Source organism: Pseudomonas sp. IPO3749, assembly GCF_013386605.1.
GTDB classification, from domain to species: domain Bacteria; phylum Pseudomonadota; class Gammaproteobacteria; order Pseudomonadales; family Pseudomonadaceae; genus Aquipseudomonas; species Aquipseudomonas azotoformans_A.
In genome coordinates this window covers 1-20238 of the sequence record NZ_JACARN010000050.1, presented here as the reverse complement: position 1 = coordinate 20238, position 20238 = coordinate 1, and the positions used below count along the sequence as shown (strand labels likewise).

Genomic DNA, 20238 nt, shown 5'->3' with positions numbered 1-20238 from the left:
GGTGTTCTCCAGCGGCTGGTGCTACTGATTGGATGGGGAGGCTTGTGCATTCACCGTGCAGGTGTCGCCACTGCAGGTGAAGGCCATCAATGGGCGTCCGCCGTAATCATTCACGTAGGCCAGATGCGGCGTGGTGCCGAGCGTTTTAGCGGTGACGCCCAGGGCCAGCATGCCTTTGGGTGGAACCATCAAGGGCTCGAAACCGGCCACGGTCTTGCCGTCCTTGGTGCTGCGCGCATCCACCAGCGTCACGTAGTAAGGCGTCGGGTTATTCACCTGGTAACGCTCGCCATCGCGGGTGAGGGTGAGTTTTTCCTGCCACGGGGTGGACAAGTCCTGCTGGCTGGGCGCAATGGCTTGCGGCCGGTAGAACAGCTTGATTCGGGTCTGCAGGGCAATCTGCAGGGTGTTGGCTTTATCGCTACGCGGCGGAATTTCGCGCAAATTGAAGTAGTAGACGGTCTCCCGGTCCTGGGGCAACGATTTGGCCGCCGGTAACGCCTGAACCTTCACCTGGCTTTGTTTGCCGGGTTCCACACGCTGGACCGGCGGTAGCACGATCAAAGGGGTGGTGATTTTTTCGCCGGCTTCGTCTTCGATCCAGCCTTGAGCCAGATACGGCAACTGGGTGTTGTTATTGGTGATGCTTACGCTGGTGGCATCTTTGCCACCATCAAAAATCACTCGGGTACGATCAAGGCCAATCGCGGCGTTGGTGCTTTGGCTCAAGCCAAGAACCAGCCACGCGCTGGCCTGGATAAGACGTGTATTCAGCTTCATGAGGATGTTTTCTCCGTGTCGGTACGCTTCCCGGTCAACGTTTCTTGCTCGGGCAGGGATGAATCATTGGCTACCATTCGGCAGCCCAGTTGCAGCGCGTCAGTCAAGGCATCAGCGGGTAGCACGACAGGGAGCGTGAGGGTGCATCGCTCTGCGCCTCCCCAACTGACGGTCATCTCTGCGCCAGGCTGTATGCCGCTCAGGTAGACGTTGCCGCCGTCATTTACAATGCCGGTGTCTTGCTGTTTGAGGTTCTTCACCGTCGCACCGAACGGCGGCGAAGTGCCGTCCGGCAGGCGCAGGACCGCCATGGCTTTTTCGCCGGCAATCACAGGCAGGGATCGATAGCCAATCGCGCCTTCGGTCAGTGTGAGTTGGGTGACGGATTGGGTGGCTTCGACATTGCTGGGCAAACTTTCCAGGTCGACACTGGCCGCCATGCGCTGATAGCTGCCGATGTCGGAAATGACTGCTTTGCCAAAGGCGTTACTGCGTGTCGGTGCGCCGTAACCGCGTACCGGCACATCGGCCACGCCGCCGGTGTCGACCATCAGCCGAGTGCCACCCATGCTGTTGGCCCGATGCAGGGCTGCGCCTTGGGGCGTGAGCGTGGCGCCTCCGCGCGCAGACACACTCAAGGTGCTGTAGCCGTCCCGTTGTTGGCTGGCTGCAAGGTCGATGTCGGCTTGATCACCGATGTGATTCAGGTAGCCACTGACAGCCTTGTCACTGGCACTGAGTTGGTAGCCGTTACGTTCATCCAGGCGATCGCTGTATCGCGTTGAAAAACCGTTATCGCCACGGGTTCTATCAGCGTCCATCGACAGAGTGCCCGTACGCCCTAACGGGAGGCTGACGGTCAGCGTAACGCCGTTATCTTTATAGTTGTAGTCCAGTGTGCGGTGTACATTCAGGGACAGGCTCATGTTTTTGACCGTCCCAAGATTGAAGTAGCGTGACACCGCCAAGTTCCAACGTTGCGTGTCCGCGCGCTCCCAATAAGTCTGTTTGTTGTAACTCAAGTAAACGGTGGTGCCCAAATCGCGAAATTGCTTATTGATCGTCGCGGTGTACAAGGCTTTACTGCCACCAATAGGTTTCCAACTTTCTGTGTACTCGTCGTACCTGTAGCGCCCGGCGAGTTCACCGTTCCTGCCGTAATGACGCGCATCGAGGTATTCGCTCATGCTCAAGTAGTTCTGTTCAGAAAACCGATAGCCAGCAAAGGTTATTTGGCTGTCGTACTGCTCGAAGTGCTTCGAATATTGCAGGCGGTAGGATTTGCCCGACAGTGTGTCATTCCAGACATTGGCCTGGGCCTGGGTGGCATCCAACGAAAGGGCGCCGAATGACAACAAGTCACGACCCACCCCGACCGATAACGCGCGGTAGTTGTTATCGGTAATGGCGCCGCCAAACAGCGACCAACCGTTGCTGACGCCCCATGAGAACTCCCCGGTAGTGAAGAAGTCGCCATCCGCGCCATATTGAAGATTGGACGGTCGTCCCGCGGCGACCTTGTAACGGATGTGGCCAGGGCGAGTCAGGTAAGGTACGCCTGCGGTATTGACCTCGGAGATATGGACCGAGCCATCCTGTTCTTCTACCCGCACGTCGAGCTTGCCGCTCACCGCGTCATTCAGGTCCTGGATACGAAAAGGTCCCGCGGCCACCAGGGTTTCATACAGCACGCGGCCCTGCTGGCTGATGATGACTCTCGCATTGGTCTTGGCGACGCCGACCACCTCAGGTGCATAACCGCGCAGATTCGGTGGCAGTTGACTCTGATCGGAGTTGAGCGCGGCGCCGGTAAATCGGAAGCTGTCGAACAGGTCCGAATACAGGTAGTTTTCTCCCAGTACCAGACGTGCCTTCAGCGATGGAATGGCGCGATAGGCATAGTAACGACTCCATTCCAGACGCGAACGCCTGGCCGACGCCTCGCGGTCCTGGTCGACCCGGCCCTGCCAATCCGCCCTCAAGCGCCAAGCGCCGGCGTTGGCTCCCAACGTGCCGTTACCACTGACGTCATTGCGGGTGCGGTCGTTCCTCTGATGGCTGGTTTGTGCCGTCATGTTGTAGTCGAGCAGCAGCCCTGGCACCCCTTCATCCCAACGCGAAGGCGGGTCCCAGTTGATCGCGCTGTACTCAAGGTAAGCGTGCGGCAAGTTGATGTTCAGCGTGCCGGTGGCCAGGTCGCCACTTACCTCCATGCCGGGCAGCGCCCGGATATCCAGGCATTCCCCGCCTTTCCACCAAGTCAATTCAGTGGCGCCGGATTCCTTCAGGCCCAATTGCTCCACGATAGCGGGAGACAAGCAGGCTTCACTGCCTTTGGGATCGTTATCGGGAGGGTAAAATGCGACGGATTGTTCAGGCAGTGGCTGGTTGTTTAGTTGCACCACCATTGAATAAGTGCCGGGCAGAATAAAGCCGCTGCGGGCAAACTGGGACAAGTCAATATTAGTGCGATCATTCAGATCCAGAACGTCAGTATTGAACTCGATATCCCCTGCACCCAATGCAGTGCCCGCCACGGATATCAACCCTCCAAACAGGGTAGGGCAGAGCGAATGTTTGATTTTCGACGCATTCAACATGAAAGCAACCCATCAATGTTCAGAAGTATTCCAACTTGAACCGCACTGCCGCGCGGTGATCCCCAGGCATCAGTTGCAATCCGTTACCGACCAGGCGGACCGTGTAGTGAAGGGTCATGTCGCCTTCATTCAGGGGCACCAGCGGCATCGGCTCACCTGGAACACTCTCCTGGCCAAGCGAATCCCAGATATGAAATGCAACCCCTTGGGAAAGCCCTGCGGCGGCGAAAGAGCGGCCTTGACGGTCGCTCGCCCCGTCAAATGTCACGCGCAGATGCTCCCAGTCGGGCAGCGTTAACCCAGGGCGCAGAGGGTCCGGGCGAGTCAATGAGCAATTGACCAGGCGCAGCTGGAAGGGATGAGGCTCGCCGATCGTGTTGCGCAAGAGCCGGCCAATGGGTTCGGGCGGCATTTCGATGGACTGGTCGGCGCTCGCCAGTTCCAGCCCGCACGCCGAGTCAATGACCTCTCCACCCAGCGTGACCACTCCATCGCCCTGACCGGATGTCTTCGCGACGACGCTGAGGCTGACGACCGCCAATGAAGAGGCTATAGCGAGGCTTATTAATGTTTTCACCGTTATCTCCCATCAGTTCGCCCCCCGCCATGTGGGATGGCGGGGGTGAAGTGCTTACTGATAAGCCAGGGTGAAATTGGTGGTCGCGCTGAAATCCCCGGGTACGACGTTGCCCGTCGCCGCACCTTGTACGTAGGCACCGAACTCCAGCGTGTTATCACCGGCAACGATGGCCTGCGGGGTAGTAGGCACACCCAACTCAACGAGTTTGCCGCCGTGGGTCATCATGATGCCGATGTTGCCCGCGCCACCCACGGTGCCGATTGCACCCGGAACAACGGACGATGGAGCAGCCGTGAAGGTGGTGGTTACGGTGTTGTCGGTCAGGCCGGTGAGATCGCAACCTTCAAGCTCGATCAGTACGCGGCGGGCTTCGGACTTGCCTCCCGTTTGCAATTGATGTTTTGCGATTGCACCCAGGTGAACGGACTGATCGACAGAGTCTGGCTTGATAGAACAAGCACCTGAGTGGACCGATCCTAAGAAGGTGATAGTGCCATCCGCAGCTTGCGCGACGGACATCGACCCCATCAGCAGCCCAATAGACAACAGTGCGGTTTTGATTTCAGTTTTCATCAGCTAAGACCCATCTATATTAATGAACGTCATAAAGAAACCCCGCAGGCAGGTGAGCACCTACCGTTCATTACTGACATGTAAAGCATGCAGGGAACTTGGTTCGACGCCGACCAAGTTGCAGTGAGGAGGAATTTGATTTTTCCAACTATTTGCATTGCAAGTTTCAGCGGCGTTCGAACTCAGGCCATTGTTGGGTTTGCGTGGATAAAAGTAAGTCGCCTGATTCGCCTAGTTGCGTAGCCGGTTATGTCAGGATGTGTAAGAGGGATATGGCATTTTGCCAAAAAACAATAATTAGCTGTAAGAGATGGACTACCATCATTAAGGGAGAGAGTGTTTTGAACGTTATGATTTCTGTAAGAATAGAATTACAGAGATTAATGATGCAAACATCGATAGATGTCGCCATGTAACGGCCACGGCGCGGTTTCAGCGGGGCGCCGCCCACAAAAAAGCCCCGATGAACGGGGCTTGATGACAGCGCAGCGGAACTTACTTGGTTTTCGGTTGTTTGCTCGACGCGTGGCCTGCTTCGTCCACAAACACTTCGGCCACGGCGATCGCCTGGCTCTCGGTGGGGAAGACCCCGGCGACGCTGTCACCGTGGAAGTTGATCAGGTGCCAGCCGTCCGCACGCTGGGTGATCAAGTAGCCGTTTACGCCTTTTGGTTCTGACATCTATCAATCTCGTGGTGTGATTCAAGGCGTAATGATAGCGCCAAATGCGGCAGGTGCGCGCAGGTTATTCTCGGTCAGTGTCCTGGGTGCAAAAGCGTGCTAAAAAGGATACAGCCCTTTGAAATCCTGAGGTGCAGGTGGTTTTTACCGTGCCGGTGTGGAGGCTCTTCACGAGACCAGCGGAACTTACGCCGACATTTTTTCTCTATGATGACATCGCAACGCCAGCAGGACCCATTGTAAGGTGACTGCGGCCTGATTAGACTGCGCCGAATTCCGTACGCACAGCCCTTTGTAAGGACCCATATGATCAAGAAATGCTTGTTCCCAGCAGCCGGTTACGGCACTCGCTTCTTGCCAGCGACCAAGGCCATGCCCAAAGAGATGCTGCCGGTGGTGAACAAGCCACTGATTCAGTACGGCGTCGAAGAGGCACTGGATGCCGGTCTGAACGAAATCTCCATCGTGACCGGCCGCGGTAAGCGCGCGCTGGAAGACCACTTTGACATCAGCTATGAGCTGGAAAACCAGATCAAGGGCACCGACAAGGAAAAATACCTGGTTGGCATTCGCAAGCTGCTGGACGAGTGCTCGTTCTCCTACACTCGCCAGACCCAGATGAAAGGCCTCGGCCACGCGATCCTGACCGGCCGCCCGCTGATCGGTGACGAACCGTTCGCCGTGGTGCTGGCGGATGACCTGTGCGTCAACCTGGAAGGCGACGGTGTACTGACCCAGATGGTCAAGCTATACCAGAAATACCGTTGCACCATCGTTGCCGTGATGGAAGTGAACCCGACTGAAACCAACAAGTACGGCGTTATCGCCGGCGACGACATTGGCGATGGCTTGATCCGCGTACGCGATATGGTTGAGAAGCCAGCACCGGAAGATGCCCCGTCGAACCTGGCGATCATCGGCCGTTACATCCTGACCCCGGACATCTTCAAGTTGATCGAAGAAACCGAGCCAGGCAAGGGCGGTGAAATCCAGATCACCGACGCCCTGTTGAAGCAAGCCAAAGACGGTTGCGTGATTGCCTACAAGTTTAAGGGCCAGCGTTTCGACTGCGGTGGCGCTGAAGGCTACATCGAGGCGACCAACTTCTGCTACGAGCACTTCTACAAGACTGGCAAGGCTTACTGATCCACGCTGTAAGCGGCCTGTTCCAAAAAAGCCACCTTCGGGTGGCTTTTTCGTTTTTCAGCCCCATGTAAGTCGGTATGCTGGTTGCCTGCCGAGGAGAGTGAAATGGCTTACGATTTTGACCTGTATGTGATTGGCGCCGGTTCCGGCGGTGTTCGTGCGGCGCGTTTTGCCGCAGGTTTTGGTGCCAAGGTGGCCGTGGCGGAAAGCCGCTACCTGGGCGGCACCTGCGTCAACGTCGGCTGCGTGCCGAAAAAACTGTTGGTGTATGGCGCACACTTTGCCGAGGATTTTGAGCAGGCCAGCGGGTTTGGTTGGTCCCTGGGCGAGGCGAATTTTGATTGGGCCACCCTGATCGCCAATAAAGACCGCGAGATCAATCGCCTCAATGGCATCTACCGCAACCTGCTGGTCAACAGCGGTGTGACCCTGCATGAAGGGCACGCGCGCCTGGTGGATGCGCATCAGGTCGAGATCAATGGCGAGCGCTTTACCGCCAAGCACATCCTCATCGCAACAGGTGGCTGGCCGCAGATTCCGGAGATTCCAGGGCGTGAACATGCCATTGGCTCCAATGAGGCGTTCTTCCTCAAGGAATTACCAAAGCGTGTACTGGTGGTCGGTGGTGGCTATATTGCCGTCGAGTTCGCAGGGATTTTCCATGGCTTGGGCGCGCAGACAACCCTGCTGTATCGCGGTGACCTGTTCCTGCGTGGCTTCGACGGTTCGGTTCGTACACACCTGAAGGAAGAGCTGACCAAGCGTGGCCTCGACCTGCAATTCAATGCCGATATCGAGCGTATCGACAAGCAAGCCGATGGCAGCCTCAAAGCCACGCTGAAGGACGGCCGCGTGCTGGAAGCGGACTGTGTGTTCTACGCCACGGGTCGCCGCCCGATGCTGGACAACCTTGGGTTGGAAAACACCGGCGTGAAGCTCGATAAGCGTGGTTTCGTCGAAGTGGACGATCTGTACCAGACCGCCGAATCGTCAATCCTGGCCATCGGCGACGTGATCGGGCGCGTGCAACTGACACCGGTTGCGTTGGCCGAAGGCATGGCCGTGGCGCGTCGCCTGTTCAAGCCTGAGCAGTATCGCCCGGTGGATTACGCCATGATCCCGACGGCGGTGTTCAGCCTGCCCAACATTGGCACGGTTGGCCTGACTGAAGAAGAGGCGAAAGAGAAGGGTCATAAGGTGCAGATCTTCGAAAGCCGTTTCCGGCCCATGAAGCTGACCCTGACCGAGTGCCAGGAAAAAACCCTGATGAAGTTGGTGGTCGATGCCGACACCGACCAGGTGCTGGGTTGCCACATGGTCGGACCGGATGCCGGCGAGATCGTCCAGGGCCTGGCGATCGCGCTGAAGGCGGGCGCGACCAAGCAGCATTTCGACGACACCATCGGCGTGCACCCTACGGCGGCGGAAGAGTTCGTCACCATGCGCACGCCTGTGGCGGGCTGATCAGCGCTCGGGCGTTGCCTCTGGCGCCGTCGCAACGGCGGCCGCCAGGCGCAATGCCTCGATATTCGCCTGGGCTTTGATCAGTTCCAGTTCCAGGGTTTTGTTGGACAGTTGATGTTCAGTCAACGCGTCCTGGCGTGACTGGCTCTCCAGCACCGCAACGCGCAGGCGCTCCTGGAGCAGGGCGCGCTCGCTGTCAATCAGGCTCACCTGTTCGCTCAGCTTGAGCTGCTGGGCCTGGTCTTTGCGGGATTGTTCCTGCTGCGCCGTCAACTCTTTCGATGTCACCCGATGCTCGATCAGCAGCCGCTCGTTGTCGCGATGCAGTTGGGTGATTTCATCCTGACGCACCATGGCGCTCTGCTGGGCCTGACGCAATTCGGCCTGGACTTGTTGCAATTGGCCTTCGTGGCGGCGCTGTTCCTGCTCACGCTGCTCCTTGATCGCATTACGGTAATGCTCCAGGGCATCCCTTGCGTGCAAGTGCTTTTCTTCCAGCGAGCGAATCTGCTCGTCCTTGTCGTTGATCCGTAATTCGTAATCACTGCACGCCTGGCTCAGCCCGGCGTTACGGGTTTGCTCGGTCTGCAGGCTGGTGCTGGTGGTTTGCAGGGCGGCGCTTTCGTCTGCCAGGGCGGCGGCCTGGATATCAAATTGTTGCTTGAGCTGGTTGTGGGTCTCCTCAAGGGCTTCCACTTGAGCGAGCAGGGCGGCCTTCTGTTGCTCGAACTGCGCCAGGGCCAGGTCGATAGGTTCCTGGGCTTTCTCCTTCAAGCGTTGCGCCAGGCGTGCCACCAGTTCGCCAAGCTCGTCGTCGATGGGCGCCTCGGTGATGGTGACTCGGGTTTCGCTCTCATCCAGCTCCTTCAGATAGCGATGAATCGTGGTTTTCGAGCCGGTGTTGCCCATTTCGATGCGTACAGCGTCGATGCTGGGGTTTTCGCCGCGAGCGAGGATCGCCAGGCGTGCCGTTTGAACTACCGCTTTATTAATGCCGCCACGAGCCATGGGGTCTCCGTCGATTTAGTACTGTGGTACGTAGTATGTATATACGTACTATATCATGAATAAAATATCGTTTGAATTCATGATTTAACAGATGGGATATTGGCGTATTATCCCGTGTCATGCGGGTTTGACCCGCGAAAGCCACCGCCAGCAGTACGAATAGGCCTCTCATGAGCGATCTGGATCGTTACCTCAACGCCGCCACCCGCGATAACACGCGACGCAGTTACCGTGCGGCCATCGAGCATTTCGAAGTGAGCTGGGGAGGGTTCCTGCCCGCGACCAGCGACAGCGTGGCGCGTTATCTGGTGGCGTATGCCGGCGTCTTGGTGGTCAACACGTTGAAGCTGCGACTATCGGCACTGGCGCAGTGGCATACGAGCCAAGGCTTTCCCGATCCGACCAAGGCGCCGGTGGTGCGTAAGGTGCTCAAGGGCATCCGTGCCGTGCACCCGGCGCAGGAGAAGCAAGCCGAGCCCTTGCAACTCAAACACCTTGAACAGGTCGTGGCCTCCCTTGAAAGCGAGGCGAAAGACGCTGCCCACGACTTGCCTCGTCTACTGCGCGCCAAGCGCGACACTGCACTGATCCTGCTGGGTTTCTGGCGCGGCTTTCGCAGCGATGAGCTGTGTCGACTCGAGATCGAGCATGTGCAAGCGACGCCCGGTGCCGGGATCAGCCTGTATCTGCCGCGCAGCAAAAGCGACCGCGACAACCTCGGCAAGACCTACCAAACCCCGGCGTTGCTGCGCCTGTGCCCGGTGCAGGCCTACAGCGAATGGCTCAGCGCCTCGGCATTAGTGCGTGGCCCGGTGTTTCGCGGCATTGATCGCTGGGGCAACCTGGGAGAGGAGGGGTTGCATCCCAACAGCGTGATCCCGTTGCTGCGCCAGGCGCTGGAGCGCGCCGGCATCCCCGCCGAGCACTACACCAGTCACTCGCTGCGCCGTGGGTTTGCCACCTGGGCTCACCGCAGCGGCTGGGATTTGAAGTCGTTGATGAGTTACGTCGGCTGGAGCGACATGAAATCCGCCATGCGCTATGTTGAAGCGACGCCCTTTCTTGGCATGACCCTGGCGACGCAACCGCTGCTTTGAGATTTCTTCTATTAATACAGTCACCTGATAGGGAAAACCAATCGTCAGCATCAGGTTTGCCAATGAGCCATCGGTCGAGAGAGTGGGTAGGATTCACCTCATCAACTTACTAAGCCCTTCTACAAACCTGACGGAGAGTCAACGATGCCTATCATCAACAGCCAAGTAAAACCGTTCAAAGCTACCGCCTACAAAAACGGCAACTTCGTCGATGTGTCCGACGCTGACCTGAAAGGCAAGTGGTCCGTTGTGTTCTTCTACCCAGCCGACTTCACCTTCGTTTGCCCAACCGAACTGGAAGACCTGGCTGACAACTACGCCGAATTCCAGAAACTGGGCGTCGAGATCTACAGCGTTTCCACCGACACCCACTTTGCCCACGCTGCCTGGCACAACACTTCGCCAGCCATCGGCAAGATCCAATACACCATGATCGGCGACCCCACCCTGACCATCTCCCGCAACTTCGACGTGCTGATCGAAGAAGCTGGCTTGGCAGACCGCGGTACTTTCGTGATCAACCCAGAAGGTCAGATCAAGATCGTTGAGCTGAACGACGGCGGTGTTGGCCGTGACGCTTCCGAGCTGCTGCGCAAAATCAAAGCCGCTCAATACGTTGCTGCCCACCCAGGCGAAGTATGCCCAGCCAAGTGGAAAGAAGGCGAAGCCACCCTGGCTCCGTCCCTGGACCTGGTCGGCAAGATCTAAGTCTGTGAAGTCCCAAGGGCGGTATTCCGCACTGAAGTAAGCTGCATCCGCCCCCAAAACGCCCGGGCGAGATTCGCTCGGGCGTTTTTTTGTCTGCAATAAACCGAAATTTATAGGAAATCGCCCGTATGTTGGACGCCAATCTTAAAGCTCAGTTGAAGTCATACCTGGAACGGGTCACCCAGCCGATCGAGATCGTCGCCTCCCTCGACGACGGTGCGAAATCCCAGGAAATGCTTGCCCTTTTGCAGGATGTGGTCAGCCTCACGTCGCTGATCACCCTGAAAACCGATGGTGATGATGCGCGCAAGCCGTCGTTCTCCATCAACCGCCCAGGTGCCGAGATCAGCCTGCGTTTCGCCGGCATCCCGATGGGCCATGAATTCACTTCGTTGGTGCTGGCCCTGCTGCAAGTCGGTGGCCACCCGTCGAAGGCCAGTGTCGAAGTCATTGAACAGATCCGCGCCCTTAAAGGCGAGTTCAGCTTCGAGACTTACTTCTCGCTGTCCTGCCAGAACTGCCCGGACGTGGTCCAGGCGCTGAACCTGATGGCCGTGCTCAACCCGAACATCCGCCACGTCGCCATCGACGGTGCACTGTTCCAGGCTGAAGTCGACGAGCGCCAGATCATGGCGGTACCGAGTGTTTACTTGAACGGCGTGAACTTCGGCCAGGGCCGCATGGGCCTGGAAGAGATCCTTGCCAAACTCGACACCAGTGGCATTGAAAAAGCCGCCGAGAAAATCAGCGCCAAAGATGCCTTTGACGTGCTGGTGGTCGGTGGTGGCCCAGCCGGTTCTGCGGCCGCGATCTACGCTGCACGTAAAGGCATCCGTACCGGCGTCGCTGCCGAGCGTTTTGGCGGCCAAGTGTTGGACACCATGTCCATCGAGAACTTCATCTCTGTACAAGAGACCGAAGGGCCGAAACTGGCCAGCGCGCTCGAAGCCCACGTGCGCCAATACGACGTGGACATCATGAACCTGCAGCGCGCCAGCAGCCTGGTGCCTGCGAAAAACGCCGGCGACCTGCACGAAATCCGTTTTGAAAGCGGTGCGACCCTGAAGTCCAAGACCGTGATCCTGGCCACCGGCGCCCGCTGGCGCGAAATGGGTGTGCCGGGCGAGCAGGAATACAAGGCTAAAGGCGTGTGCTTCTGCCCGCACTGCGACGGTCCGCTGTTCAAGGGCAAGCGTGTGGCGGTGATCGGCGGCGGTAACTCCGGCGTTGAAGCGGCCATCGACCTGGCCGGTATCGTCAGCCACGTGACCTTGCTTGAGTTCGACAGCAAATTGCGCGCCGACGCCGTGCTGCAACGAAAGCTCTACAGCCTGCCGAACGTTGACGTGATCACCAGTGCGTTGACCAGCGAAGTGAAAGGCGATGGCCAGAAAGTCACCGGCCTGGCGTACAAGGATCGTGACAGCGGCGAGTTCAAGACCATCGACCTGGAAGGGATCTTTGTACAGATCGGTTTGCTGCCCAACACCGATTGGCTCAAAGGCACCGTGGAACTGACACCACGTGGCGAGATCATCGTCGACGCGCGGGGTGAGACTTCACTGCCAGGCGTATTCGCCGCCGGCGACGTGACGACGGTGCCGTACAAGCAGATCGTGATTGCAGTGGGCGAGGGCGCCAAGGCTTCGCTGAGTGCTTTCGATCACCTGATCCGGACTTCCGCCCCGGCGTAAATCCGCAGACGGAAATGAAAAACCCCATGAGTGATCATGGGGTTTTTTCGTTACAGCGGTGCGGGCTGGATAATCTCGACCCAGTAAGCGTCCGGGTCCTTGATGAAGGCCAGGCTCTTCATGCGACCATCGCTCAGGCGCTTCTGAAAGTCGCAGCCCAGGGCTTCGAAACGTTCGCAGGCAGCGACGATATCCGGCACCGAGATGCAGATATGGCCAAAACCGCGTGGGTCGGTATTACCGTTGTGGTAGGCAAAGTCGGCATCGTTTTCGGTGCCGTGGTTGTGGGTCAGTTCCAGGATGCCTGGAATCGACTTCATCCACTGGGTGCGCTCGGCGGCGTCGGCCGGGATCTGGGATTTGTCCACCAGGGCGAGGAAGTACAGGCTGAATTCGGCTTCCGGGAAGTCGCGCTTTTCAACCAGGGAAAAACCCAGGACGCGGGTGTAGAAGTCCAGCGACTTGGTGATGTCCTTGACCCGCAGCATGGTGTGGTTGAACACGAAGTTCGTGGTGGCGGTGTCCGGTTGGGCGGTAACGCCCGGGAAAGTGTTCAGTTCGTGCAGGCTCATGGGCCCTCCAGAAAAAATGGGGCAAACGCAGCTCTGAAATGTGAGCGGTTCCTTGGCTTGCGGCTGGCATCCGTGCAGCCGGTCCATGATACGCAAGGCTCGCCCCAGGCGCCAAATGAAAAAGACCATGCAGGCCTTGCGACACAGGGGCGCCGGGGCTCAAACTTTGACGCTTGAACCTTGGGTATTTTTTGCAATGATCGCATTTCGTAAACCGCTGTTGAGCGCTGTGTGTTTGCTGGTCGGCAGTTCCTGCGTACTGGCGGCCGACCCCGAAATTCACTGGCCCAGTGGCTGGCAAGTCGAAGAGGTGGTACCGGATGGCGAAGCGCCCGCCAAACCTCAGACGGTGTCGCGCCAGCGTGCAATAAAGAATGATGAGAATGGCACGACCTTGATGGTAATGGAGTTGACCGGTACGCCGATTGAAGCGGGGCACAAGGTTAATCTTCAAGGTGTACTGCTGGAAATGCGCAAGTCTATCCAGAAAGATTTTGCCCAGGGCGGTTATCAAAGTGTGTGCAGCAAGATGCACCCTACAACATTGAGCCGTCTTGAGGCGTTGGAAACTACTTGTGTGATAACCGAAAATGGACGTCACGTGCTTTCGCAAACATTGGTGGGCGCGGTTGATGCCAATAAGGCCTATGTTTTTTCATACGCAGGGCAGGCCGAGGCGTACGAAGCAAGCAAGGATGAGGTCAGTTCGGTACGCGATAGCCTGAAACTTTAAGTGTGGGGTGCCTGTCGATTCTGAACATAATGAAACGTTATTTAAGTTCGGTTTCGAACCGCAGAATTAAAAAAGCCCCGCATATGCGGGGCTCTTTGTTAGTGCCGTGCAATCAACCGCGAAGCCAGGAATCTACAGTGGCTGCGCCGTACTGTTCTTTCCAGGCCTTGAGGCCACGGTGGTTGCCGCCTTTGGTTTCGATCAGCTCACCGGTGTGCGGGTTCTGGTAAACCTTGACCACGCGTGCGCGGCGCTGTTTTGGTGCGCTGACGGCAGCAGCACTGGACTTGCCCGGGTTTGGATCAAGGATGGAGATGATGTCGCGCAGGCCTTTGCCGTAGGTCTTCATCAGGCCCTGGAGCTTTTCTTCGAATTCGATTTCTTTCTTCAGGCCGGCGTCGTTCTTCAGGGATTCCAGCTGGGCAAGCTGCTCTTGAAGGGCTTTTTCGGCTGCGCGAAATTCGGCGAGTCTGGACAAAATAGGTACTCCAATAGTGTGTTTGGCTGATATCAACTGCAGACAAAGCTATAAGCCAAGCGCTTTAAGGCGACTCAAGAAAGAAGCCGTCCCGCGAGTTCTGCACAGGCTGGAAAAATTGTAGTAGTTAATTTGCCACGAGTAAATCATGTCTTTTGTCTAAATAACATTATTTCAGTGCAGGTAGTGCATGGCTATTCAATGGCTGGCCAGTGATTTAATAAATTCATCGCACGGCAAAGGCTTTCCAAACAGGTAGCCCTGCAGGAAATCCACGCCTTGAGCGGCCAGGTAATCGGACTGTTCAGGCGTTTCCACACCTTCTGCAACAATGCCCAAATCGAGTTTGCCGGACAGTTCAATGATGCTGTCGAGAATATGCCGCGAGAGTGCATCGGCACCGATCATGGCGACAAAACTCTGGTCGATCTTCAAGTAATCGACATTGAAGTTACGCAAATAGCCCAGGCTAGAGTGGCCGGTGCCGAAGTCATCAATAGCGATCATTACCCCCAGTTGATGCAGGGCGTCGAACAGCTGGCGGGTAATGTCAGTGGGCACGATCAGCTCGCGCTCGGTCAACTCCAGCACCAACGTCACCTGGCCCACAGCAAAGGCGGCCAGAAACTCACGGCAGTCGTCCACCAAGGCCAAATCCTGGCAGTGCCGTGCGGTGATATTGACGCCGATATGAAACCCCGGACTGAAACGCGATGCATGGGGCGCCAGTTGCGCGGCGGTCTGGCGCAGCAGGGCGCGGGTCATCGGTACGATCAGGCCCGAATGCTCGGCCAGGGGGATAAACAGGTCAGGGCGTACCAGGCCTTCTTTAGGGTGTTGCCAGCGCATCAGTACTTCGCAGCCGGCCCACTCACGGGTATCGCCTCGGACCACCGGTTGGAAATACGGAATGAATTCATTGGCGCCCAATGCCCGCTGCAATTCGTGAGTCGGTGCCGATGAGCGCTTTTGCAGCCAGTGCGCCAAAAGGCCTGCCAGCACGCCAAAAAACATGATCAGGCTGAACATTGCCGGGTATCGGGCCTGCATGTAGCGCCACACTTCACCGGCCGGCATGCCTGCGTCCACGCTATAGTGATAGCGCGCGGACGCCAAGTGATGGTGGGCCACTGCGAATGTCGGCACCGCAGTGTCATGCACCTTGCCATCAGCCCCGAGCCAATTGGGGCCTACTTGCAGCACCAGGTGGGCGTATCGGCTGATCAGGCGCAGGGCGTTGGTCAGGTGATAGCCATCAATCGACGCAAAAGCCGCCTTGTCGCCCTCAACCAACCGGTAGACCAGCAGCGCGGTATCGGGTGTCACCGGGTTGCCGTTCATCAGCCATAAGCGGCCATCTACGTAATCATCCGGGTTGACCGGCGATTCGTAGTTGCTGCCAAACAACGAGCTGCAATAGATGTTTTTTTGCCAGGACAGGGTGGTCGCACGCACAAACGGGCGACGTGTGACTTGTTCGCGCAGGGCCAGTTGTGCGCCGTTATCACAGGGTTGCCCCGCCAGTGGCAGCAAGGCCTTGGCGGCAAGTGCGGTATTGTCGAGCATCAGGTCGAATTGGCGCACCGCCTCCTGGGCGGTCTGGGCCGTGCTTTGTTGCAAGGTACGTTCGGCTTGCCAGTGCAGGATCACGACCCCAAGCGCAATCGGCAGCAGCGCACTCAGCGAGGTGATCAAGTAGCGAGTGGCGCGTTTTCGCGGGCCGTTGACGGTCAGGGGCATGGAGTGAACGGCCTGTTACAGGGATTAGATTGAGTCGATGATAGATGGCTCGACTGAAATAAGCTCGCGAGCCTAGCCATTTGGCCAGTATGCGCCGCTATAGCTCCAGGCCTTGGGCAATGCGAATAAAGGCGAGTGCGGCAGGAGAAGATTGGCGCCGGTCGAGCACGGCGAGGCCAACTTGACGCGGTACACGAGGGGATAATGCGCGCTGTACATACCGAGGATCACGTCCAGCCGGCAATGAGGCCTGTGCCACCACGCTGACCGCATCACCCCGGCCGACGGTCTCCAGGGTACTCAGCAGTTGCGAACAGCGATAACGTACCTTCGGGGTCAGCCGCGCCTGGTTGAACAGGCGCATCACCAATTCAGTTGAGCCGGCCTCGGTCAGTGCGAAAGGATCGCTGCACAAATCCTTGAGGTTCACGTGTTCACGGGCAGCCAGCGTATGCCCGGCCGGCAGCAGCGCGACCATCTGGTCCTCGAACAGTGGGAAAGTGTCGAAGCGTTCTTGGTCGAGCACCACAAAGCCAATATCAATCCTACGTTCGTCGAGCCATTGGATGACCTGCCTGTCGGGTCCTTCGTCCACGTGGACTTCAATGCCCGGATACTCCAGGCGGAACCGGTTGAGGATCTTCGGCAGCAAGTAGGTCGAAGAGGTGGGGCCGAATGAGCCGATTCGCAGAGTCCCGCGTTTCATGCCGCGCGCATCCGCCGCTTCCTGTTGCAGCGTGTTGGCCAGCCCCAGCATCGCCCGTGCACGCCCCAGCAACTGTGTGCCGATGTCGCTGAGTTCGACCTGGGCCTGATGGCGCCTGAACAGCGCCACCCCCAGTTCCTGTTCCAGGCCTTTGATGGCGTGAGAGACCGCTGATTGGCTGATGCCGAGGCGGTGCGCGGCGCTGGTAAAGCCTTGCAGCTCGGCAACGAGTGAGAAGATTTCGAGTTGGGTCAGGGTCATGAGCAATCACTCATTTTACGATGACACCGTATTACCAGAAGAATGCAGGCATTCTCAAGCCATCAGAGCCCTGTCCCGTGCATTCAAGTTCAGATCGCATCACTTATATGAAGCTGGCCGCCGTCACCATGATCTGGGGCGGCACCTTTGTGGCCGGTCGCTACCTGAGCGGGACGCTCGACCCTTTGCTGGCTGCCAGCCTGCGGTTTGCGCTGGCCAGCCTGGCATTGCTGGTCTTCCTGGGCTTGGCACGCATCCGGTTGGTCCGGCCAAACCCTCGGCAGCTACTGCAACTGGCGCTGCTGGGTTTCTTCGGCATCTTTTTCTACAACCTGTGTTTCTTCTACGGGTTGCAGTTCATCAACGCGTCGCGCGCTTCATTGATCGTGGCGCTGAACCCGGCCGTGATCGGCCTGGCGTCCTGGTGGTTGTTCAAGGAGCGCCTCGGTGTCGGCAAAATCGCAGGGATCGTGCTGTGTCTGGCGGGGGCCGCCGTGGTCATCGTCAGTCGCAACCCCCAGGTATTTAACGACGCAACCAGCACTTGGCGTGGGGATGTGCTGATCTTCGGGTGTGTCGCGGGGTGGGGCATCTACTCACTGTTTTCCCGTGGTTTGAATCAGAGCCTGGGGCCGCTGCAGACGGTGACCTGGTCGATACTGCTGGGCACGCTCATGCTGACCGTCACAACACTGGTCATGGGGCGCTTTACGCTGGAGGCGATGGGCAACGTGCATCTCGCGCAAGGACTGAGCCTGATGTACCTCGGCGTGCTGGGTTCGGCGCTGGCCTATATCGGCTATTACGATGGCATCCGGCGTATCGGCGCGACGCGCTCCGGGGTCTTCATCGCCCTGAATCCGCTGACAGCGGTGATCTGTGGCGCCTTGTTGCTGGACGAACAGTTGACCCTTTCCATGCTGACCGGCGGTGCGCTGATCCTGCTGGGCATCTACCTGTGCAACAAACCCCTTGCACGCGCGGGGGCAATGGGGATTTGATAAGAGTACGGACAAACGTGGTTACGCTGTGTAGAATCGATTTACGCATACAAGAATATGGACTTGCGCTCACGCAAGCCTAAGCCGTCAGAGACTGATGACCCCATGAAGCTACTCGGCTCCCCCCTCATCTTTGGTGACTTCCTCGCCCGCAGCGTGCGAGGCCTTTCCTGTGCGCCACCCTGCAACCTCATCCTTGCTCGCCACTAATACTGTGTCTATTACAAGAATGATGAGGTGCCACCATGGCAGATCTATACGAAAACCCAATGGGCCTGATGGGCTTTGAATTCATCGAATTTGCGTCGCCGACGCCGGGCACCCTGGAGCCGATCTTCGAGATCATGGGCTTTACCAAAGTCGCGACCCACCGCTCCAAGAACGTGCACCTGTACCGCCAGGGCGAGATCAACCTTATCCTCAACAACGAACCCAACAGCATTGCCTCCTACTTTGCGGCCGAACATGGCCCGTCGGTGTGCGGCATGGCGTTCCGCGTCAAGGACTCGCAAAAAGCCTACAACCGCGCCCTGGAACTCGGTGCCCAGCCGATCCATATCGAAACCGGCCCGATGGAATTGAACCTGCCGGCGATCAAGGGCATCGGCGGCGCGCCGCTGTACCTGATCGACCGTTTTGGCGAAGGCAGTTCAATTTATGACATCGACTTCGTGTTCCTCGAAGGGGTGGAGCGCAATCCGGTCGGTGCAAGCCTCAAGGTCATCGACCACCTGACCCACAACGTCTATCGCGGTCGCATGGCCTACTGGGCCAACTTCTACGAAAAACTGTTCAACTTCCGTGAAGCGCGCTATTTCGACATCAAGGGCGAATACACCGGCCTGACCTCCAAGGCCATGAGCGCGCCGGACGGCATGATCCGCATCCCGCTGAACGAAGAGTCGTCCAAGGGCGCGGGGCAGATCGAAGAGTTCCTGATGCAGTTCAACGGTGAAGGCATCCAGCACGTGGCGTTCCTCACCGACGACCTGGTCAAGACCTGGGACGCGTTGAAGAAGATCGGCATGCGCTTCATGACCGCACCGCCGGACACCTATTACGAGATGCTCGAAGGCCGCCTGCCGAACCACGGCGAGCCGGTGGATCAACTGCAGGCACGCGGGATTCTGCTGGACGGTTCTTCCGTTGAAGGCGACAAGCGCCTGCTGCTGCAGATTTTCTCGGAAACCCTGATGGGCCCGGTGTTCTTCGAATTCATCCAGCGCAAGGGCGATGATGGGTTTGGCGAGGGCAACTTCAAGGCGCTGTTCGAGTCCATCGAACGCGATCAGGTGCGTCGTGGTGTATTGACCGCCGACTAAGCGTAGAAAAGCCCGGCCGAGGGCGACCCCGGCCGGGCTTTTTATTGCCTGCGCATCAGGCTTTGCGTTGGCGCACCAAGTGTTTGAAGCCTTCAAACACCAGCACCATCACCGCCAGCCAGATCGGGATGTAGGTGAACCATTCACCACCCTTGATCCCTTCACCCAAGATCAGCGCCACGCCTAACAGCAGGACCGGCTCAACGTAGCTGAGCAACCCGAACAGGCTGAACGCCAGCAAGCGGCTGGCAATGATGTAGCTCACCAGCGCCGAGGCACTGATCAGCCCCAGCATCGGGATCAGTGCGTACAGTTTAGGGTGGGCATCCATGACCGCAAAGCCTTGCTCGCCACTCTGCACAAACCACCAGGCCACCGGCAGCATCAGCGCCATATCCAGCCAGAGCCCGCCCAGATGGTCGGTCTTGAGGTATTTGCGCACGATGAAGTAAACCGGATAACCAATGATCACCACCAGCGTTGCCCAAGAGAATCCACCGGCCTGGTACAACTCGTTGAGTACACCGAGGGCGGCAAAAAACACGGCGATCCGTTGCAGATAGGACAGCTGTTCACCCCACACCAGGCGCCCGGTCAGCACCATGGTCAGCGGCAACAGGAAGTAACCCACCGACACATCCAGGCTGCGCCCATTCAGCGGCGCCCACATAAACAGCCACAATTGCACGCCCAACAACGCGGAAGACAACAATACACCCGCAATCAAGCGTGGCTTGGCCGCCAACAACTGTACCAACTCCCACACGCGCCGCCATTCGCCGCTGACGATCATGAAGATCGTCATGCACGGCACGGTCAGCAACATGCGCCAGCCGAAAATTTCCAGCCCGCTCAAGGGCGTGAGCAATGATGTGAAGTAATACATCACAGCAAACAGCACCGAGGCCAAGACCGATAAAACAACACCTTTAGACACACTGTCCTCGCGAAAAACCATTGATACAAAAGAGGGGGGATTTCAGGGGGGATTATGGAGCTTTTTGGCGGGAGAAGGTTGCGCTGTTTTGGGGCGTTTTTTAGAGGGCTTATCGCGGAGCACTGGTTCAGATCAACCCTTGTGGCGAGGGAGCTTG

19 protein-coding genes are annotated in these 20238 nt (G+C 57.9%); 8 read left to right on the top strand and 11 right to left on the bottom strand.

Annotated elements, in window-relative coordinates:
• Positions 1-21: 21 nt before the first annotated feature.
• The 5 genes from HX812_RS20180 to HX812_RS20160 all read right to left on the bottom strand — a co-directional run bounded on the left by HX812_RS20180 (position 22) and on the right by HX812_RS20160 (position 5214).
• Entirely contained in the window at positions 22-780 is a 759-nt protein-coding gene (locus HX812_RS20180) for a fimbria/pilus periplasmic chaperone (protein WP_038850945.1), read from the bottom strand.
• The gene (locus HX812_RS20175) at positions 777-3380 is read right to left on the bottom strand and encodes an outer membrane usher protein (RefSeq protein WP_080642461.1); all 2604 of its coding nucleotides are present in this window, start codon (positions 3378-3380) and stop codon (positions 777-779) included. Before HX812_RS20175 ends, HX812_RS20180 begins: the two co-directional genes overlap by 4 nt.
• 19 nt (positions 3381-3399) lie before the next feature.
• On the bottom strand, positions 3400-3957 hold the full coding sequence (locus HX812_RS20170; protein WP_038850944.1) for a fimbrial protein: 558 nt from the start codon (positions 3955-3957) through the stop codon (positions 3400-3402).
• Positions 3958-4011: 54 nt separating this feature from the next.
• Positions 4012-4533, bottom strand: a complete 522-nt coding sequence (locus HX812_RS20165) for a fimbrial protein (protein WP_038850943.1) — start codon at positions 4531-4533, stop codon at positions 4012-4014.
• A 495-nt stretch (positions 4534-5028) separates the two neighbouring features.
• Complete coding sequence (locus tag HX812_RS20160; protein ID WP_038850941.1) at positions 5029-5214, bottom strand: hypothetical protein; 186 nt, start codon at positions 5212-5214, stop codon at positions 5029-5031.
• A gap of 306 nt (positions 5215-5520) precedes the next feature.
• On the opposite strand from HX812_RS20160, the gene galU reads away from it, so the two are divergent.
• Positions 5521-6360 carry a UTP--glucose-1-phosphate uridylyltransferase GalU gene (galU, locus tag HX812_RS20155; protein WP_003173830.1) on the top strand — a complete coding sequence of 280 codons (840 nt, stop codon included), beginning with the start codon at positions 5521-5523 and terminating at the stop codon, positions 6358-6360.
• Between the two features lie 105 nt (positions 6361-6465).
• Positions 6466-7824, top strand: a complete 1359-nt coding sequence (gorA, locus tag HX812_RS20150) for a glutathione-disulfide reductase (RefSeq protein ID WP_038850939.1) — start codon at positions 6466-6468, stop codon at positions 7822-7824.
• Here gorA and HX812_RS20145 read toward each other — a convergent pair whose 3' ends face one another.
• Positions 7825-8832 carry a DNA-binding protein gene (locus HX812_RS20145; protein WP_038850938.1) on the bottom strand — a complete coding sequence of 336 codons (1008 nt, stop codon included), beginning with the start codon at positions 8830-8832 and terminating at the stop codon, positions 7825-7827. It abuts the gene before it with no gap.
• A gap of 170 nt (positions 8833-9002) precedes the next feature.
• Between HX812_RS20145 and HX812_RS20140 the strand changes: the two genes are divergently transcribed.
• From HX812_RS20140 to ahpF, 3 genes are all read left to right on the top strand, one after another.
• Positions 9003-9929: a site-specific integrase gene (locus HX812_RS20140; RefSeq protein WP_038850937.1), complete on the top strand. Its 927-nt coding sequence runs from the start codon at positions 9003-9005 to the stop codon at positions 9927-9929.
• A gap of 144 nt (positions 9930-10073) precedes the next feature.
• Positions 10074-10637 (top strand): alkyl hydroperoxide reductase subunit C, encoded by a 564-nt coding sequence (gene ahpC, locus HX812_RS20135; RefSeq protein ID WP_010210361.1) that lies wholly within the window; start codon positions 10074-10076, stop codon positions 10635-10637.
• 128 nt (positions 10638-10765) lie between these two features.
• On the top strand, positions 10766-12331 hold the full coding sequence (gene ahpF / locus HX812_RS20130; RefSeq protein ID WP_038850934.1) for an alkyl hydroperoxide reductase subunit F: 1566 nt from the start codon (positions 10766-10768) through the stop codon (positions 12329-12331).
• A 50-nt stretch (positions 12332-12381) separates the two neighbouring features.
• On the opposite strand, the gene gloA is transcribed toward ahpF, so the two are convergent.
• The gene (gloA, locus tag HX812_RS20125) at positions 12382-12903 is read right to left on the bottom strand and encodes a lactoylglutathione lyase (RefSeq protein WP_016974784.1); all 522 of its coding nucleotides are present in this window, start codon (positions 12901-12903) and stop codon (positions 12382-12384) included.
• A gap of 196 nt (positions 12904-13099) precedes the next feature.
• Here gloA and HX812_RS20120 point away from each other — a divergent pair, with 196 nt between their 5' ends.
• On the top strand, positions 13100-13636 hold the full coding sequence (locus HX812_RS20120) for a DUF4946 domain-containing protein (protein WP_038851008.1): 537 nt from the start codon (positions 13100-13102) through the stop codon (positions 13634-13636).
• A gap of 112 nt (positions 13637-13748) precedes the next feature.
• On the opposite strand, the gene HX812_RS20115 is transcribed toward HX812_RS20120, so the two are convergent.
• From HX812_RS20115 to HX812_RS20105, 3 genes are all read right to left on the bottom strand, one after another.
• Positions 13749-14114 (bottom strand): histone-like nucleoid-structuring protein, MvaT/MvaU family, encoded by a 366-nt coding sequence (locus HX812_RS20115; RefSeq protein ID WP_038850932.1) that lies wholly within the window; start codon positions 14112-14114, stop codon positions 13749-13751.
• A gap of 198 nt (positions 14115-14312) precedes the next feature.
• Positions 14313-15854 (bottom strand): EAL domain-containing protein, encoded by a 1542-nt coding sequence (locus HX812_RS20110; protein ID WP_038850931.1) that lies wholly within the window; start codon positions 15852-15854, stop codon positions 14313-14315.
• Between the two features lie 97 nt (positions 15855-15951).
• Positions 15952-16821: a LysR family transcriptional regulator gene (locus HX812_RS20105; RefSeq protein ID WP_038850930.1), complete on the bottom strand. Its 870-nt coding sequence runs from the start codon at positions 16819-16821 to the stop codon at positions 15952-15954.
• Positions 16822-16898: 77 nt separating this feature from the next.
• Between HX812_RS20105 and HX812_RS20100 the strand changes: the two genes are divergently transcribed.
• A complete protein-coding gene (locus HX812_RS20100; RefSeq protein ID WP_152514765.1) occupies positions 16899-17822 on the top strand; it encodes a DMT family transporter in 924 nt (307 codons plus the stop codon).
• 245 nt (positions 17823-18067) lie between these two features.
• Entirely contained in the window at positions 18068-19144 is a 1077-nt protein-coding gene (gene hppD, locus HX812_RS20095; RefSeq protein WP_038850927.1) for a 4-hydroxyphenylpyruvate dioxygenase, read from the top strand.
• Positions 19145-19199: 55 nt separating this feature from the next.
• Here hppD and rarD read toward each other — a convergent pair whose 3' ends face one another.
• Positions 19200-20081 carry an EamA family transporter RarD gene (gene rarD, locus HX812_RS20090; protein WP_038851006.1) on the bottom strand — a complete coding sequence of 294 codons (882 nt, stop codon included), beginning with the start codon at positions 20079-20081 and terminating at the stop codon, positions 19200-19202.
• Positions 20082-20238: the final 157 nt, after the last annotated feature.

Excerpts from the sequence above, each read along its gene's own strand:
- HX812_RS20180 (WP_038850945.1), bottom strand. The coding sequence starts at position 780 with ATGAAGCTGAATACACGTCTTATCCAGGCCAGCGCGTGGCTGGTTCTT.
- HX812_RS20175 (WP_080642461.1), bottom strand. The coding sequence starts at position 3,380 with ATGTTGAATGCGTCGAAAATCAAACATTCGCTCTGCCCTACCCTGTTT.
- HX812_RS20165 (WP_038850943.1), bottom strand. The coding sequence starts at position 4,533 with ATGAAAACTGAAATCAAAACCGCACTGTTGTCTATTGGGCTGCTGATG.
- HX812_RS20160 (WP_038850941.1), bottom strand. The coding sequence starts at position 5,214 with ATGTCAGAACCAAAAGGCGTAAACGGCTACTTGATCACCCAGCGTGCG.
- galU (WP_003173830.1), top strand. The coding sequence starts at position 5,521 with ATGATCAAGAAATGCTTGTTCCCAGCAGCCGGTTACGGCACTCGCTTC.
- gorA (WP_038850939.1), top strand. The coding sequence starts at position 6,466 with ATGGCTTACGATTTTGACCTGTATGTGATTGGCGCCGGTTCCGGCGGT.
- HX812_RS20145 (WP_038850938.1), bottom strand. The coding sequence starts at position 8,832 with ATGGCTCGTGGCGGCATTAATAAAGCGGTAGTTCAAACGGCACGCCTG.
- HX812_RS20140 (WP_038850937.1), top strand. The coding sequence starts at position 9,003 with ATGAGCGATCTGGATCGTTACCTCAACGCCGCCACCCGCGATAACACG.
- ahpC (WP_010210361.1), top strand. The coding sequence starts at position 10,074 with ATGCCTATCATCAACAGCCAAGTAAAACCGTTCAAAGCTACCGCCTAC.
- ahpF (WP_038850934.1), top strand. The coding sequence starts at position 10,766 with ATGTTGGACGCCAATCTTAAAGCTCAGTTGAAGTCATACCTGGAACGG.
- gloA (WP_016974784.1), bottom strand. The coding sequence starts at position 12,903 with ATGAGCCTGCACGAACTGAACACTTTCCCGGGCGTTACCGCCCAACCG.
- HX812_RS20120 (WP_038851008.1), top strand. The coding sequence starts at position 13,100 with ATGATCGCATTTCGTAAACCGCTGTTGAGCGCTGTGTGTTTGCTGGTC.
- HX812_RS20110 (WP_038850931.1), bottom strand. The coding sequence starts at position 15,854 with ATGCCCCTGACCGTCAACGGCCCGCGAAAACGCGCCACTCGCTACTTG.
- HX812_RS20105 (WP_038850930.1), bottom strand. The coding sequence starts at position 16,821 with ATGACCCTGACCCAACTCGAAATCTTCTCACTCGTTGCCGAGCTGCAA.
- hppD (WP_038850927.1), top strand. The coding sequence starts at position 18,068 with ATGGCAGATCTATACGAAAACCCAATGGGCCTGATGGGCTTTGAATTC.